Source organism: Streptomyces sp. NPDC031670 (assembly GCF_055580545.1).
Genome location: NZ_JBVILC010000002.1, coordinates 423790 through 437807, shown reverse-complemented (window position 1 = coordinate 437807; position 14018 = coordinate 423790). Strand labels below are relative to the sequence as shown.

Genomic DNA, 14018 nt, shown 5'->3' with positions numbered 1-14018 from the left:
GGACGGCGTGTGTTCGGCCCGATCGGCGGCACACGGCGGCGTTTCCTTGCCGCGGTGCCCTCCGTGCGAGGATCGTGGGACGTCAGCGCAGACCAAAGGAAGGCAGACCGTGGCCGAGCAGCTTTACGCCACCCTCAGGACCAACCAGGGGGACATCGAGATCCGGCTCCTGCCGAACCACGCCCCCAAGACGGTCAGGAACTTCGTCGAGCTGGCCAAGGGCGAGCGCGAGTGGACGCACCCGGCGACCGGCAAGCAGACCACGGACCCGCTCTACGACGGCACGGTCTTCCACCGCGTGATCAGCGGCTTCATGATCCAGGGCGGTGACCCGCTGGGCAACGGCACCGGCGGCCCGGGGTACGAGTTCGCCGACGAGTTCCACCCGGAGCTGGCCTTCGACAAGCCCTACCTGCTGGCCATGGCGAACGCGGGGCCGGGCACCAACGGCTCCCAGTTCTTCATCACGGTGTCCCCCACGGCGTGGCTGACCCGTAAGCACACGATCTTCGGCGAGGTCTCCTCGGACGCCGGCCGCAAGGTCGTCGACGCCATCGCGGGCACCCAGACCAACCCGCGCACCGACCGCCCCGTCCAGGACGTGGTGATCGAGTCGGTCGTCATCGAGTCCCGCGAGGGCTGAGCCCCGCTCACCGCACCGACGGCACCCTTTCGAGGGGAACCAACCGCCCCGCTCGTCCGTATGACGTGACGAGCGGGGCGGCGCGGTTGCCGCCCGGCGCGAGCCCGTACAGCGAGCCGCGTACACCGCATACACCTAGTACACCGAGTACAAGGAGCCCGATGGACCAGGCGAGCCTGCCGAGCTGCTACCGGCACCCGGGCGTGCAGACGGGGATCACCTGCACCCGCTGCGAGCGCCCGATCTGCCCGGAGTGCATGGTCAGCGCCTCGGTCGGATTCCAGTGCCCGGAGTGCGTCCGGGGCGGCTCGGGCACCGGGCACACGCGGACGGCCAACCAGCCGCGCACGATGGCGGGCGCCGCGATCGCGCCCGGCGACCCGCATCTGCTCACCAAGATCCTTATCGGGCTGAATCTGGTCGGTTATCTGCTCCAGCGGGCGATCGGGGACAAGTTCGAGTACGCGTACGAGATGCTGGGGCGGGCCTTCGTGCCCGGCTTCGACTCGCTGCAGGGCGTCGCCGAGGGCCAGTGGTACCGCCTGGCGACCTCGATGTTCCTGCACGGCGGCATCACGCACATCGCCTTCAACATGCTCAGCCTGTGGTGGATCGGCGGGCCGCTGGAGGCGGCGCTCGGCCGGGTGCGCTATCTGGCGCTCTACTTCGTCTCCGGTCTCGCCGGAAGCGCGCTGACGTACTGGCTCGCCGCCCCCAACACGCCCTCGCTCGGCGCCTCCGGGGCGATCTTCGGGCTGTTCGGCGCCACCGCCGTGCTGATGCGCAAGCTGAACTACGACATGCGCCCGCTGATCGCGCTCCTGGTGATCAACCTGGTGATCACCTTCAACCCCTGGGGCGGGATCGCCTGGCAGGCCCATATCGGCGGCCTGGTCGGCGGCACGGTGATCGCGTACGCCATGGTCCACGCGCCCCGCGAGCGCCGGGCGGTCATCCAGTGGGGGACCTGCGCGGCGGTCCTGCTGGCCGTCGTGGTGATCGTCGCGGCCCGCACGGCCGCGCTCACCTGAGCCGCGGGCCGACCGCCAGGCCGGGCACACGGAGTCGAGCTTTCCCCCAAGGTTGTCCACAGTGTGTGCCGGATCTTGTGCACCCCGTGGGGAACAGCTGTGCCCCTTGTCGCTGACCTGGGTTTTCCCAGCAAGGACAAGGGGCGGGCCGTGGGCCGGTGTGGAAGAGTGCAGTCACACCGGCGTCAACACGGCGGAGGTTATCCACAGATCGTCTGACCTTTTCCCCAGTGTGGATAGCGTTGTGGATAACCCGTGGGCAAGGCTTGACGAGGAGGCTGTGGACCCGCTACTTCAGCCGCGCTACTTCCACTGCGTGGAGACACCGAAGCCGCCGGCGATGAAGCCGAAGCCGACCACGATGTTCCAGTTCCCGAGGGACTTCAGCGGCAGATCGCCCTCGGTCACATAGAAGAGGACGATCCAGGCAAGCCCGATCAGGAAGAACGCCAGCATCACCGGGGCCACCCAGCCCCGGCTGCCCAGCTTGATGGCGGTGGCCTGCTTCGCCGCCGGCGGCGGCGTGAAGTCGGCCTTCTTGCGGATACGTGACTTCGGCACGAGGAACACTCCTGTCGATGCGCTGCGTTACCGCGCAGGGAACTGTGGCTGGGCGGCGGCGGAGGGACAACCGGGGATCACTGCTGCCCCCAGGCGTCCGTTAGCGTAGTGCTTCCGTGCCGCCGAAGGAGATAAGGGTACGTTGAGCAATTCCGCCGACTCCCCCGAAGGGCTCCCCGACGAGCCCGCAGACCGGGGCCGCCGCTTCCGCGCCCGCCCCGTCCGGCTGCTCTCCGCCGCCGTCTTCGCCCTGGCCGGACTCATCTTCGTCACCAGCTTCAACACCGCCAAGGGCACCAATATCCGTACGGACGCCTCGCTGCTGAAGCTCTCCGACCTGATCCAGCAGCGCAGCCGCAAGAACGCCGAGCTCGACCAGTCCACCGCCACCGTCCGCAACGACGTCGACGCCCTCGCCCAGCGCGACAACGGCTCCACCAAGGCACAGGACGAGCAGTTCGCCGCCCTCAAGGACGCGGCGGGCACCGAGAAGGTGGCCGGCAAGGCGCTCACCGTCACCCTCAACGACGCCCCGCCCAACGCCACGGCCGCCCCCGGCTACCCCGCCCCCCAGCCCAACGACCTGGTCATCCACCAGCAGGACCTCCAGGCCGTGGTCAACGCGCTGTGGCAGGGCGGCGCCCGGGGCATCCAGGTCATGGACCAGCGGCTCATCTCCACCAGCGCCGTGCGCTGCGTCGGCAACACCCTGATCCTCCAGGGCCGCGTCTACTCGCCCCCGTACAAGGTCACCGCCGTCGGCGACCTGGGGAAGCTGCGCCAGGCGCTCACCGACTCCCCGGCGATCCAGAACTACCAGCTGTATGTGAAGGCCTACGGGCTCGGCTGGAAAGTCGACGAGCACAAGGCGATGACTCTGCCCGGCTACTCGGGCACAGTGGATCTCCACTACGCGAAGCCGGTGGGATAGCGCGGGAGGGGGCGGCCCGGTGGCTGTGGTCTCGGTGCGGCTGGTCGTCAGGACCCTCAGCGAACTGTGCCTCACCGTCGGCACCCTGATCGTCCTCTTCGTCGCCTACCTCCTGTACTGGACCGGGGTGAAGGCGGACAGCGCCGCCGACCACCAGATCTCCGACCTGCGCCACCAGTGGGCACGCGCCCCGGCCACGAGCGCACCCCGGCGCACCGGGCCGCCCGCTCCCGCCCCCTACACCGAGGGAAAGTCCTTCGCGGTCATGTACATCCCCAGGCTGGGGAAGGACTGGCACAAGCCCGTGCTGGAGGGGACCGGCGTCAAGGACCTCCAGAAGGGCCTCGGGCACTACGCCACCACCACCCGGCTCGGGCAGCCGGGCAACTTCTCGGTGGCCGGGCACCGGCGCACCTACGGCGACCCGTTCAAGGACTTCCCCGAGCTGCGGCCCGGCGACGCGGTGGTCCTCACCGACGGGACGACCTGGTTCACCTACCGCGTCGACACCAGGCCCTACCGGACCGTGCCGAGCGATGTCGGGGTCATCGACCCGGTCCCCGCCAAGTCGCCGTTCCGCTCCCCGGGCCGCTATCTGACCCTCACCACCTGCGACCCGGAATGGGGCAGCAGCCACCGGCTGATCGCCTGGGCCCACCTCGACTCCACCCGCCCGGCTGCCCAGGGCAAGCCCCAAGCTTTGACCGGCTGAGCCCCTGTCCACGGCGCCGCCCCTTAGTCTGGTGCGGTAACGATCGTCGGAAGGGACAGCGGACCGCATGTACGGCTGGATCTGGCGGCATCTGCCGGGCAACGCGTGGGTACGGGCGTTCACTTCGCTCGTACTGGTACTGGCGATTGTCTATGTGCTCTTCCAGTACGTCTTCCCGTGGGCGGAGCCGCTGCTGCCGTTCAACGATGTGACCGTCGACCAGGGCAGGGGAGCGACCCGATGAGCGCACGCGTTCTCGTCGTGGACAACTACGACAGCTTTGTCTTCAACCTGGTCCAGTACCTGTACCAGCTGGGCGCCGAGTGCGAGGTGGTACGCAACGACGAGGTGACCCTGGAGCACGCCCAGGACGGCTTCGACGGCGTACTGCTCTCGCCCGGCCCCGGAGCGCCCGAGCAGGCCGGTGTCTGCGTCGACATGGTGCGCCACTGCGCGCGGACCGGGGTGCCGGTCTTCGGCGTCTGCCTCGGTATGCAGTCGATGATGGTCGCGTACGGCGGTGTGGTCGACCGGGCGCCCGAGCTGCTGCACGGCAAGACCTCGCCGGTCCTGCACGAGGGCCTCGGCGTCTTCCAGGGGCTGCCGTCGCCGTTCACCGCGACCCGGTACCACTCGCTGGCCGCCGAGCCCTCGACGCTCCCCGCTGAGCTGGAGGTCACCGCACGGACGGCCGACGGGATCATCATGGGGCTGCGCCACCGGGAACTTCCGGTGGAGGGCGTCCAGTTCCACCCCGAGTCGGTCCTGACCGAACACGGCCATCTCATGCTCGCCAACTGGCTGGTGCGGTGCGGGGACGCGGGAGCCGTCGAGCGGTCGGCAGGCCTGGCACCGGTGGTGGGCAAGGCCGCGGCGTGACGGCCGTCCGGCCCGAGCACGAGTACGACCCGCTGACGGACCCCCTTCCGGCGGGTGGTCACGGGTCGCCCTGGTTCCGGGCGGACAACACCCCGCAGGGACTGGGACAGGGACAGGGACAGGGGCAGGGACAGGGCCCCGGCCAGGGGCAGGCTCAGGCGCAGGGGGAGGCCGTGGCGGAGGGGCTGGCTCAGGCCCCGCACCAGGCGCAGCCCCCCGCCCGGGCGCAGGCGCCGCACGACGCCTACGCGCGCGTACGCGCGGAGGAGCCGGCGGCCACCCCGGCCGCCCCGGCCCAGGAGTGGTACGCGGAGCCCGCCGCCCGCCCCCTGCCCGAGGACGTCCCCTTCGACGACTCCACCATGGCGCTCAAGCGGATAGCCGACGCGCCCGCGCCCCCCACCGGCGGGCGCGCGGAGCGGCGCCGGGCCGCCAAGGCGCGCGGACACCGGGCCTCCGCCCCGGTCGCGTCCGCACCCGCCGGTCCCGCGGCGAGCGGCCGTCCGCCGACCCGCGCGGAGGCGCGCCGCGCCGCCAAGGCGCGCAAGGACAGCCCTGCCGTGGTGGCCAGCCGGATCATCGGCGAACTGTTCATCACGCTCGGCGTGGTGATGCTCCTGTTCGTCACCTACCAGCTGTGGTGGACCAACATCCGCGCCCATCAGCAGGCGGGCAGCGAGGCGAAGAAGATCACGCACGGCTGGGACAGCGGCAAGCAGGTCCCCGGCGCCTTCGAGCCCGGCGAGGGCTTCGCGATCATGCACATTCCGAAGCTGGACGTCGTCGTCCCCGTCGCAGAGGGCACCAGCAAGCACAAGGTCCTCGACAAGGGCATGGTCGGCCACTACGGCCAGGGCAGCCTGAAGACCGCCATGCCGGGCGACAGGACGGGCAACTTCGCCGTCGCCGGGCACCGCAACACGCACGGCGAGCCCTTCCGTTACATCAACCGGCTCAAGCCGGGCGATCTGGTGATCGTGGAGACCCAGCAGGCGTACTACACGTACGCGATCACCGGCATGCTCCCGTCGACCAGCCCCAAGAACGTCTCGGTGCTCAAGCCGGTCCCGGTCGGCTCGGGGTTCACCCGGCCGGGCCGCTACCTGACACTGACGACCTGTACGCCCGAGTTCACGAGTACGTACCGAATGATCGTGTGGGGCAAGATGGTCGACGAACGACCGCGCAGCAAGGGCGTGCCCGACGCGCTCGCCGGCTGACGGAACGACAGACAGGTGCCGTGGAGTTGAGGACCGAGCACGACGAGCAGCAGACCGAGGCCCCCGCCCCGCCGCGCCCGCGCCGCCGCGGCGCTGTCGCGGCGGCCGTCAGCGTCCTCGGCGAGCTGCTGATCACGGCCGGGCTGGTGCTCGGCCTCTTCGTCGTCTACTCGCTGTGGTGGACCAACGTCATAGCCGACCGTGAGGCCGCCAAGCAGAGCAAGGACGTGCGCCGCGACTGGGCGAACAGCGGCCCCGGAGCGCTCGACACCAAGGGCGGGATCGGCTTCCTGCACGTACCCGCCATGAGGAACGGCGAGGTCCTGGTGGAGCGGGGCACCGACACCAAGGTGCTCAACGGCGGCGTCGCGGGCTACTACACGGACCCCCTGAAGGCGGTCCTGCCCGGGAGCGGCGACAAGGGCAACTTCACGCTGGCCGCGCACCGCGACGGCCACGGCGCCAAGTTCCACAACATCGACAAGATAAGGACCGGCGATCCGATCGTCTTCGAGACGAAGGACACCTGGTACGTCTACAAGACGTTCGCTGAGCTCAAGGAGACGTCGAAGTACAACGTCGACGTCCTGCAGCCGGTGCCCAAGGAGTCCGGCGCGAAGAAGCCGGGCCACTACATCACCCTGACGACGTGCACGCCGGTCTACACCTCCGACTACCGCTACATCGTGTGGGGTGAGCTGGTACGCACCCAGAAGGTCGACGAGAAGCGCACGAAGCCGGCGGAGCTGCGCTGAGGCTTTCCGCCCGCCGCCCGCCCGCCGTCCGTCCGTCCGTACGTACGGGAAAGCCCCGGCCCCCTGTGAGGGGGACCGGGGCTTCTGCGTACCGGGGTCAGCGGCCGGAGGGGCCGCCGAACGGGAAGTTCCCGCCGTCCTGGCCCTGGTTTCCGCCGCCCCCGCCGAACGTCGTCAGGACGATGGCGGTGGTGGCCGGGTCGGACGGGGTGGTGGCCGGCGGGGTCTGCGAGATGACCCGCGCCTTGGCGTCGGTGGAGCTGCCCGGCGCGAACTGGATGTTGCTGAATCCGGCCGCGTTGAGCATCTCGGTGGCCTGCTTCACCGTCTTGCCGACCACGCCCGGCACGGAGACCGGCACGGGCGTCTGGGGGCCCTTGGAGACCTTCAGGACGATCTGGACGTCCTTGGTCTGGTTGGTGTTGCCCTTCGGCGTCTGGTCGACGACCTGGTTGGCGGGCTTGTCCGAGTCGACGTCCTGGCGCGAGACGTTGGTGAAGCCGAGCGTGCTGAGCTGGTTCACCGCCGCGGTGTAGTCGGTGTTCGTGACATCCGGGATCTTGGACGTCTTCTTCTTGGCGATCGAGAGCGTGACCTCGGTGCCCTTCTCGGCCTGCTGTCCGCCCTTGGGGTCCTGGCTGACGACGGTGCCCTCTTCGGCTTCGGACTCGACCGTGGTCGTCTGTACGGTGAAGCCCTTCTCCTTGAGGAGTTGGGTCGCGTTGTCCTTCTTCTTCTCCGTGACGTCCGGGACCTCGACCTTGGGCGCGCCGGCGGAGACGACGACTGAGACCGCTTCGCCCTTGTTCAGCTTGCCGCTGGTCGGGTTCTGGCTGCAGATGCTGTCCTTGGGCTGGTCGGCGCAGGTCTCAGTCTTGGCCACGGTCAGCTTGAGGCCGACGTTCGCCGTCAGGGTCTCGGCCGACTTGCGGGTCTCGCCGACGAGCTGCGGCACCGGCACCTGGCCGCTGTCGCTGTTTCCGCCGAAGACCGACTTGCCGATCAGGATCGCGCCGACGAGCACCAGTACACCGGCAAGCACCAGCAGGATCGTCGAGGTGTTCGACTTCTTCTGGCGGCGGCGGGCGGGGCGGTCGTCGTAGCCGTCGTCCGGGCTGACCGGGGGCAGCATGGACGTCTGGCCCGCGGCGTCCGCGGGGCGCAGGGCGGCGGTGGGCTGGTCCTGGGGGCCCGAGGTGTAGGCGTCGTAGCCGCCGTAGCCGACCGCGCCCATGGCGGAGGTCGCGGCGACCGGCTGGCCGTCGAGGCAGGCCTCGATGTCGGCGCGCATCTCGTCCGCCGACTGGTAGCGGTAGTCCGGGTCCTTGACCAGCGCCTTCAGGACGATGGCGTCCATCTCCGGCGTGATCTCGGGATCGAAGTTGCTCGGCGGCTGCGGCTCTTCCCGTACGTGCTGGTAGGCGACCGCGACCGGCGAGTCGCCGACGAACGGCGGCCGTACGGTCAGCAGCTCGTAGAGGAGGCAGCCGGTGGAGTACAGGTCGGAGCGGGCGTCGACCTGCTCGCCCTTGGCCTGCTCCGGGGAGAGGTACTGGGCGGTGCCGATGACGGCGGCGGTCTGCGTCATGGTCATACCGGAGTCGCCCATGGCCCGCGCGATGCCGAAGTCCATGACCTTGACCTGGCCGGTGCGCGTCAGCATGACGTTGGCCGGCTTGATGTCGCGGTGGACGATGCCGGCGCGGTGGGAGTACTCCAGGGCCTGGAGGATGCCGACCGTCATCTCCAGCGTGCGCTCGGGCAGCAGCTTGCGCCCGGAGTGCAGCAGTTCACGCAGGGTGGACCCGTCGACGTACTCCATCACGATGTACGGAATGGAGACCTGGTCGACGTAGTCCTCGCCGGTGTCGTAGACCGCGACGATCGCCGGGTGGTTGAGCGAGGCGGCGGACTGGGCCTCCCGGCGGAACCGGGCCTGGAAGGACGGGTCGCGGGCGAGGTCGGCCCGCAGCGTCTTCACGGCGACGGTGCGGCCGAGCCGGGTGTCGTGCGCGAGGTAGACCTCCGCCATGCCACCACGGCCGAGCACCTGGCCCAGCTCGTACCGGCCGCCGAGGCGACGCGGCTCTTCCATAACGTTCCAGCCCTCTCCGTCAGTCCCGACCGCACCCGTGTGTGGTCCGGCGGTGTGCTGTTCGCGCATACGCTACCGGGCACCGGTGGCTGATCCGTCCGTGACCGTCAGCTGATACCGGACCGGTACAGGGCGCGAGAGACGTTTCACGTGAAACGTCTTTGGATCACTTCTTGAGCACCGCCCGCATCACGGCCTTGGCGATGGGGGCGGCGAGCCCGCCGCCGGAGATGTCGTCACGGTGGGCCTCGCCGTCCTCGACGACCACCGCGACCGCGACCGGGGAGCCCTCGCTGGTCTTGGCGTACGAGATGAACCAGGCGTACGGCTTCTCGCTGTTGTTGAGGCCGTGCTGGGCGGTGCCGGTCTTGCCGCCGACGGTGACGCCGTCGATGGCGCCCTTCTTGCCGGTGCCCTCGGCGACGACGTTCTCCATCAGCGCCTGGACCTTCTGGGCGTTGGCCGCCGACAGCGGCTGGCTCAGCTTCTCCGGCTGGGTCTTGGTGAGGACGTCCAGGCTGGGCGACTGGAGCTGGTCGACCATGTAGGGCTTCATCAGCTTGCCGTCATTGGCGACGGCGGCGGCGACCATGGCCATCTGGAGCGGGGTGGCGCGGTTGGAGGCCTGGCCGATGCCGGCCATCGCGTTCTGCGGGCGGTTGTCCTTGGGGTAGACGCTGGCGTCGGCGCGGACGGGGGTGAAGATCTCGTCGTTGAAGCCGAACTTATTGGCCTCCGCGATCATCTTGTCGTTGCCGAGGTCGTCACTGATCTTGCCGAAGACGGTGTTGCAGGACCACTGGAGCGCCACCTTGAGCGTGGCGTTCTCACAGGGGATGGTCCCCTCGTTCTTCAGCGGCATCGTCGACTGCGGCAGCTGGTACGGCACCGGCGAGCGGGTCGGCTCGTCGATGCTGGAGTACAGCCCGTTCTCCAGCGCGGCGGAGGCGGTGACCACCTTGAAGGTGGAGCCGGGCGGGTAGGTCTCGCGCAGCGCCCGGTTCAGCATGGGCTTGTCCTTGTCCTGGAGCAGCTTCTGGCGGGCCTCCCCGTCCGCCTTGGAGTTGCCCGCGAAGACCGACGGGTCGTACGACGGCGTCGAGGCCAGTGCCAGGATCGCGCCGGTGCGCGGGTCGATCGCGGCGACCGCGCCCTTCTTGTCGCCCAGCCCGTCGAAGGCGGCCTTCTGGGCGGCGCTGTTGAGGGTGGTGACGACGTTGCCGCCCTGCTTCTTCTCGCCGGTGAACATCGAGAGCGTCCGGTCGAAGAAGAGCCGGTCGTCGTTGCCCGAGAGGATCTTGTCCTCGATGTTCTCCAGCTGCGAGGAGTCGAAGGCCTGCGAGTTGTACCCGGTCACCGGCGACCACAGGGCGCCGTTGTTCCAGGTCCGCTTGTACTTGAAGTCGCTGCCCTGGGTCTCCTTGGACGCGGTCATCGGCTGGCCGTCGGCCGTGATGATGTTGCCGCGCTCATGGGCGAACCGCTCGATCTGGACGCGCCGGTTGTACTTGTGCGTGTTCAGCTCGTCGGCGCGCACGTACTGGAGCCAGTTGTCACGGATCATCAGGGCCATGATCAGCAGCCCGCAGAAGATCGCGATCCGGCGCAGGGGCTTGTTCACGGTCGGACCACCTGGGTCATCTCGGCGTCGGGGGACGGGGCAGGGGCGGGCGCCGGGCGGCGGGCGGTGTCGCTGATGCGGATGAGGATGCCGATCAGCGCCCAGTTGGCGATGACGGAGGATCCGCCCTGCGCGAGGAACGGCATGGTCATACCGGTCAGCGGGATGAGGCCCATGACACCGCCGGCGACCACGAACACCTGGAGCGCGAACGCGCCGGAGAGGCCGATGGCCAGCAGCTTGCCGAACGGGTCGCGCGCGGCGAGCGCGGTGCGCACACCGCGCTCCACGATCAGGCCGTAGATGAGGAAGATCGCCATCATCCCGGCCAGGCCCAGCTCCTCGCCGACGGTGGAGAGGATGAAGTCGGCGTTGGCGGCGAAGCCGATCAGGTCGGAGTTGCCCTGGCCGAGCCCCGTGCCGAGCGTGCCGCCGGAGCCGAACGACATGATCGCCTGGCCGATCTGCTCACAGGCGCCGGTCGTCTTGTAGCAGCCGAAGGGGTCCAGCCAGGCGTCCACACGCAGCTTCACGTGGGGCTCGAAGGAGGCCACCGCGACCGCGCCGGCCGCCGACATCAGCAGACCGAAGACGATCCAGCTGGTGCGCTCGGTGGCCACGTACAGCATGATCACGAAGAGGCCGAAGAAGAGCAGCGAGGTGCCCAGGTCGGTCTCGAAGACCAGGATGAGGATCGAGACGCCCCACACCACGAGGATCGGACCGAGGTCACGGCCGCGCGGCAGGTACAGACCCATGAAGCGGCGGCTGGCCAGGGCCAGCGCGTCCCGCTTGACCATCAGATAGCCGGAGAAGAACACCGCGATGATGATCTTCGCGAACTCGCCGGGCTGGATGGTGCCCAGACCGGGGATGGAGATCCAGATCTTGGCGCCGTTCACCGCCGGGAAGAACATCGGCAGGATCAGCAGGAACAGCGCGAAGGCCATCGAGATGTACGTGTAGCGCTGGAGGATCCGGTGGTCCTTCAGCAGCATGAGTACGCCGATGAACAGCGCCACGCCGATCGCCGTGTACAGCATCTGCTTGGGCGCGTCCGGGTGGAAGACACCGAATGCGTTCTTGGCTCGCTGGATCAGGCGCGGTGACTGGTCCAGGCGCCAGATCATCACCAGCCCCAGCCCGTTCAACAGTGTCGCCAGCGGCAGCAGCAGCGGGTCCGCGTACGGGGCGAACTTGCGCACCACGAGGTGCCCGACGGCCGCGAGCAGCCCGAGGCCGAGGCCGTAACCGAGCATGCCGGATGGCAGCTTGCCGGTCATGGCCAGGCCCACGTTGGCGTACGCGAACACCGGGATGGCGACGGCGAAGACGAGCAGCGCGAGCTCGGTGTTGCGGCGGCTCGGTGCGTCGATCGCGCCGATGGTGGTCGTGTTGGTGACAACGCTCATGGTGTGGAAAGGCCCCCTACGGCTGCCTACTGCTTACCGCACTGCGGGACCAGCTTCTGCTCTTCCTCCGAGAGGCTGGGGCCGGGCGTGGGAGTGGCGGTGGTCTTGGTGGACCCGGTCTTGCCGGGCGACGGAGAGGCCGTCGTTCCGGTCTTCGGCGGGTTCTGGCTCTCGGCGGCGCGCCGCTGCTCGTCCTTCTTGCACGCCGACGCCTGCGTGGACAGTTCGGTGATCTTGGCCTGGGCCTTGGAGAGACTGCTCTCGGCGATCGTCGCCTCGACCTGCTTGCGCTGGTACGGCGGCAGGTACTTGAGTTCGACCTCGGGGTGGTCGGTCTCCACCTTCGACAGCTTCACCCAGGCCAGGTCCTGGCTGATGCCCTGGTAGAGCGCGACGTGCTCGTCCTTGGTACCTACGTAGTACTGCGTCTGCGTCCAGCGGTAGCCGCCGTACAGACCGCCGCCGATCACGGCCAGGGCGAGCACGATGTAGACGGATCTCTTCAGCCACTTGCCGCGCCGCGGCTTGACGAAGTCCTCGTCCGAGTAGGAACCGAAGGTGCCCTCGGGCGGGGCGCCGTAGCCGCTGTCCTCACCGCTGCCGGGCGGGCCGAAGCCCCCCTGCGGCGAGGCGGGACGGCCCAGGCCCGAAGCGCGGCCCGCCGGGGTCTGCATCGCCCCGTCGTCGTTGAGCTGCAGCTGGTTCTCCGCGACCGCGCCCACGATCACCGGGATGTCGCTGAGCTGCCCGGCCAGCGTGTCACCGGAGTCCACGTCCAGGACGTCCGCCACGATCACCGTGATGTTGTCCGGGCCGCCGCCGCGCAGCGCGAGCTGGATCAGCTCCTGCACGGTCTCCTGCGGGCCCTGGTAGCTGGCGAGGGTGTCCTCCATCGTCTGGTGGGACACCACCCCCGACAGGCCGTCGGAGCAGATCAGATAGCGGTCGCCCGCGCGCACCTCGCGGATCGACAGGTCCGGCTCGACATGGTCGCCGCTGCCCAGCGCGCGCATCAGCAGCGAGCGCTGCGGATGCGTCGTCGCCTCCTCCTCGGTGATACGGCCCTCGTCCACGAGCCGCTGCACCCAGGTGTGGTCCTGCGTGATCTGGGTGAGCACTCCGTCGCGCAGCAGATACGCGCGCGAGTCGCCCACGTGCACCAGGCCGAGGCGCTGGCCCGTCCACAGCAGAGCGGTGAGCGTGGTGCCCATCCCCTCCAGCTGGGGGTCCTCCTCGACCATCATGCGCAGCTGGTCGTTGGCGCGCTGCACCGCCGTACCCAGCGACGTGAGGATGTCGGAGCCGGGCACGTCGTCGTCGAGCGTGACCAGGGTGGAGATCACCTCGGAGGAGGCGACCTCGCCGGCCGCCTGGCCGCCCATGCCGTCGGCGATGGCGAGGAGGCGCGGACCCGCGTAACCGGAGTCCTCGTTGCCCTCGCGGATCATGCCCTTGTGGGATCCGGCGGCGAAGCGCAGGGAGAGACTCATGCCCACCTCGCCCGTCGGCTCGGGGTACAGCCGGTCATGTCGAGCCACACTGCCCACCCTCCGGTCGGGAGCCCGTCCCGGTCCGTCGTCCGGACCGCCGCGGCTCGCTCGCTCCGCTCGCTCATTGTCGTACTACTTCCGCAGCTCGATGACGGTCTTGCCGATGCGGATCGGCGCGCCCAGCGGAATCGGGGTCGGGGTGGTGAGCCGCGTCCGGTCCAGGTAGGTGCCGTTGGTGGAACCCAGGTCCTCGACGATCCAGTTGCCGTCACGGTCCGGGTAGATCCTGGCATGCCGGCTCGACGCGTAGTCGTCGTCGAGGACGATCGTCGAGTCGTGCGCCCGGCCCAGCGTGATGGTCTGGCCCTGCAGCGCCACCGTGGTGCCGGTGAGCGTGCCCTCGGACACCACCAGCTTGGTGGGCGCGCCACGGCGCTGGCGACCGCCCGACGGCGCGGCCTGCTGGCCGCGCTGCTGCGGCGGCGCGGCAGCGGCGGCCTGCCGGCCGGTCTGCTGGCGGCCCGTGTCCCCGCCGCGGCGTGAACCGCGCTGGGTGACCCGTGTCCCGAACAGATCACTGCGAATGACCTGAACGGCCACGATGACGAACAGCCACAGTACGGCGAGGAAACCCAACCGCATGACCGTGAGGGTCAGCTCTGACATTG

Annotated in this window: 14 protein-coding genes; 8 read left to right on the top strand and 6 right to left on the bottom strand. The window is 69.4% G+C overall.

Annotated elements, in window-relative coordinates:
* Positions 1–109 precede the first annotated feature (109 nt).
* Positions 110–643, top strand: coding sequence for a peptidylprolyl isomerase (locus ACZ5ID_RS06030; protein ID WP_468893859.1), 534 nt, complete (start codon positions 110–112; stop codon positions 641–643).
* 161 nt (positions 644–804) lie between these two features.
* A complete protein-coding gene (locus ACZ5ID_RS06025) occupies positions 805–1674 on the top strand; it encodes a rhomboid family intramembrane serine protease (protein WP_468893856.1) in 870 nt (289 codons plus the stop codon).
* Between the two features lie 303 nt (positions 1675–1977).
* On the opposite strand, the gene crgA is transcribed toward ACZ5ID_RS06025, so the two are convergent.
* A complete protein-coding gene (crgA, locus tag ACZ5ID_RS06020; RefSeq protein WP_406555909.1) occupies positions 1978–2235 on the bottom strand; it encodes a cell division protein CrgA in 258 nt (85 codons plus the stop codon).
* 142 nt (positions 2236–2377) lie between these two features.
* Here crgA and ACZ5ID_RS06015 point away from each other — a divergent pair, with 142 nt between their 5' ends.
* The 6 genes from ACZ5ID_RS06015 (at position 2378) to ACZ5ID_RS05990 (ending at position 6732) form a co-directional block, all read left to right on the top strand.
* Complete coding sequence (locus ACZ5ID_RS06015; RefSeq protein WP_468893854.1) at positions 2378–3166, top strand: DUF881 domain-containing protein; 789 nt, start codon at positions 2378–2380, stop codon at positions 3164–3166.
* Positions 3167–3185: 19 nt separating this feature from the next.
* The gene (locus tag ACZ5ID_RS06010; RefSeq protein ID WP_468893852.1) at positions 3186–3878 is read left to right on the top strand and encodes a class E sortase; all 693 of its coding nucleotides are present in this window, start codon (positions 3186–3188) and stop codon (positions 3876–3878) included.
* Positions 3879–3945: 67 nt separating this feature from the next.
* Positions 3946–4122 carry a hypothetical protein gene (locus ACZ5ID_RS06005; protein WP_406554037.1) on the top strand — a complete coding sequence of 59 codons (177 nt, stop codon included), beginning with the start codon at positions 3946–3948 and terminating at the stop codon, positions 4120–4122.
* On the top strand, positions 4119–4757 hold the full coding sequence (locus tag ACZ5ID_RS06000) for an aminodeoxychorismate/anthranilate synthase component II (RefSeq protein ID WP_468893849.1): 639 nt from the start codon (positions 4119–4121) through the stop codon (positions 4755–4757). The genes ACZ5ID_RS06005 and ACZ5ID_RS06000 overlap by 4 nt, the downstream gene beginning before the upstream one ends.
* Entirely contained in the window at positions 4754–5977 is a 1224-nt protein-coding gene (locus ACZ5ID_RS05995; protein ID WP_468893848.1) for a class E sortase, read from the top strand. The genes ACZ5ID_RS06000 and ACZ5ID_RS05995 overlap by 4 nt, the downstream gene beginning before the upstream one ends.
* 20 nt (positions 5978–5997) lie before the next feature.
* Positions 5998–6732, top strand: a complete 735-nt coding sequence (locus tag ACZ5ID_RS05990) for a class E sortase (protein WP_468893847.1) — start codon at positions 5998–6000, stop codon at positions 6730–6732.
* Between the two features lie 97 nt (positions 6733–6829).
* On the opposite strand, the gene pknB is transcribed toward ACZ5ID_RS05990, so the two are convergent.
* The 5 genes from pknB to ACZ5ID_RS05965 all read right to left on the bottom strand — a co-directional run bounded on the left by pknB (position 6830) and on the right by ACZ5ID_RS05965 (position 14016).
* Positions 6830–8827, bottom strand: coding sequence for a Stk1 family PASTA domain-containing Ser/Thr kinase (pknB, locus tag ACZ5ID_RS05985; RefSeq protein ID WP_468893845.1), 1998 nt, complete (start codon positions 8825–8827; stop codon positions 6830–6832).
* Positions 8828–8993: 166 nt separating this feature from the next.
* Entirely contained in the window at positions 8994–10448 is a 1455-nt protein-coding gene (locus ACZ5ID_RS05980; protein WP_468893843.1) for a penicillin-binding transpeptidase domain-containing protein, read from the bottom strand.
* Complete coding sequence (locus tag ACZ5ID_RS05975) at positions 10445–11860, bottom strand: FtsW/RodA/SpoVE family cell cycle protein (RefSeq protein WP_468893841.1); 1416 nt, start codon at positions 11858–11860, stop codon at positions 10445–10447. Before ACZ5ID_RS05975 ends, ACZ5ID_RS05980 begins: the two co-directional genes overlap by 4 nt.
* A 26-nt stretch (positions 11861–11886) precedes the next feature.
* The gene (locus ACZ5ID_RS05970; protein ID WP_406554039.1) at positions 11887–13350 is read right to left on the bottom strand and encodes a Stp1/IreP family PP2C-type Ser/Thr phosphatase; all 1464 of its coding nucleotides are present in this window, start codon (positions 13348–13350) and stop codon (positions 11887–11889) included.
* 132 nt (positions 13351–13482) lie between these two features.
* Entirely contained in the window at positions 13483–14016 is a 534-nt protein-coding gene (locus ACZ5ID_RS05965) for an FHA domain-containing protein FhaB/FipA (protein ID WP_468893838.1), read from the bottom strand.
* Between the last annotated feature and the right edge of the window lie 2 nt (positions 14017–14018).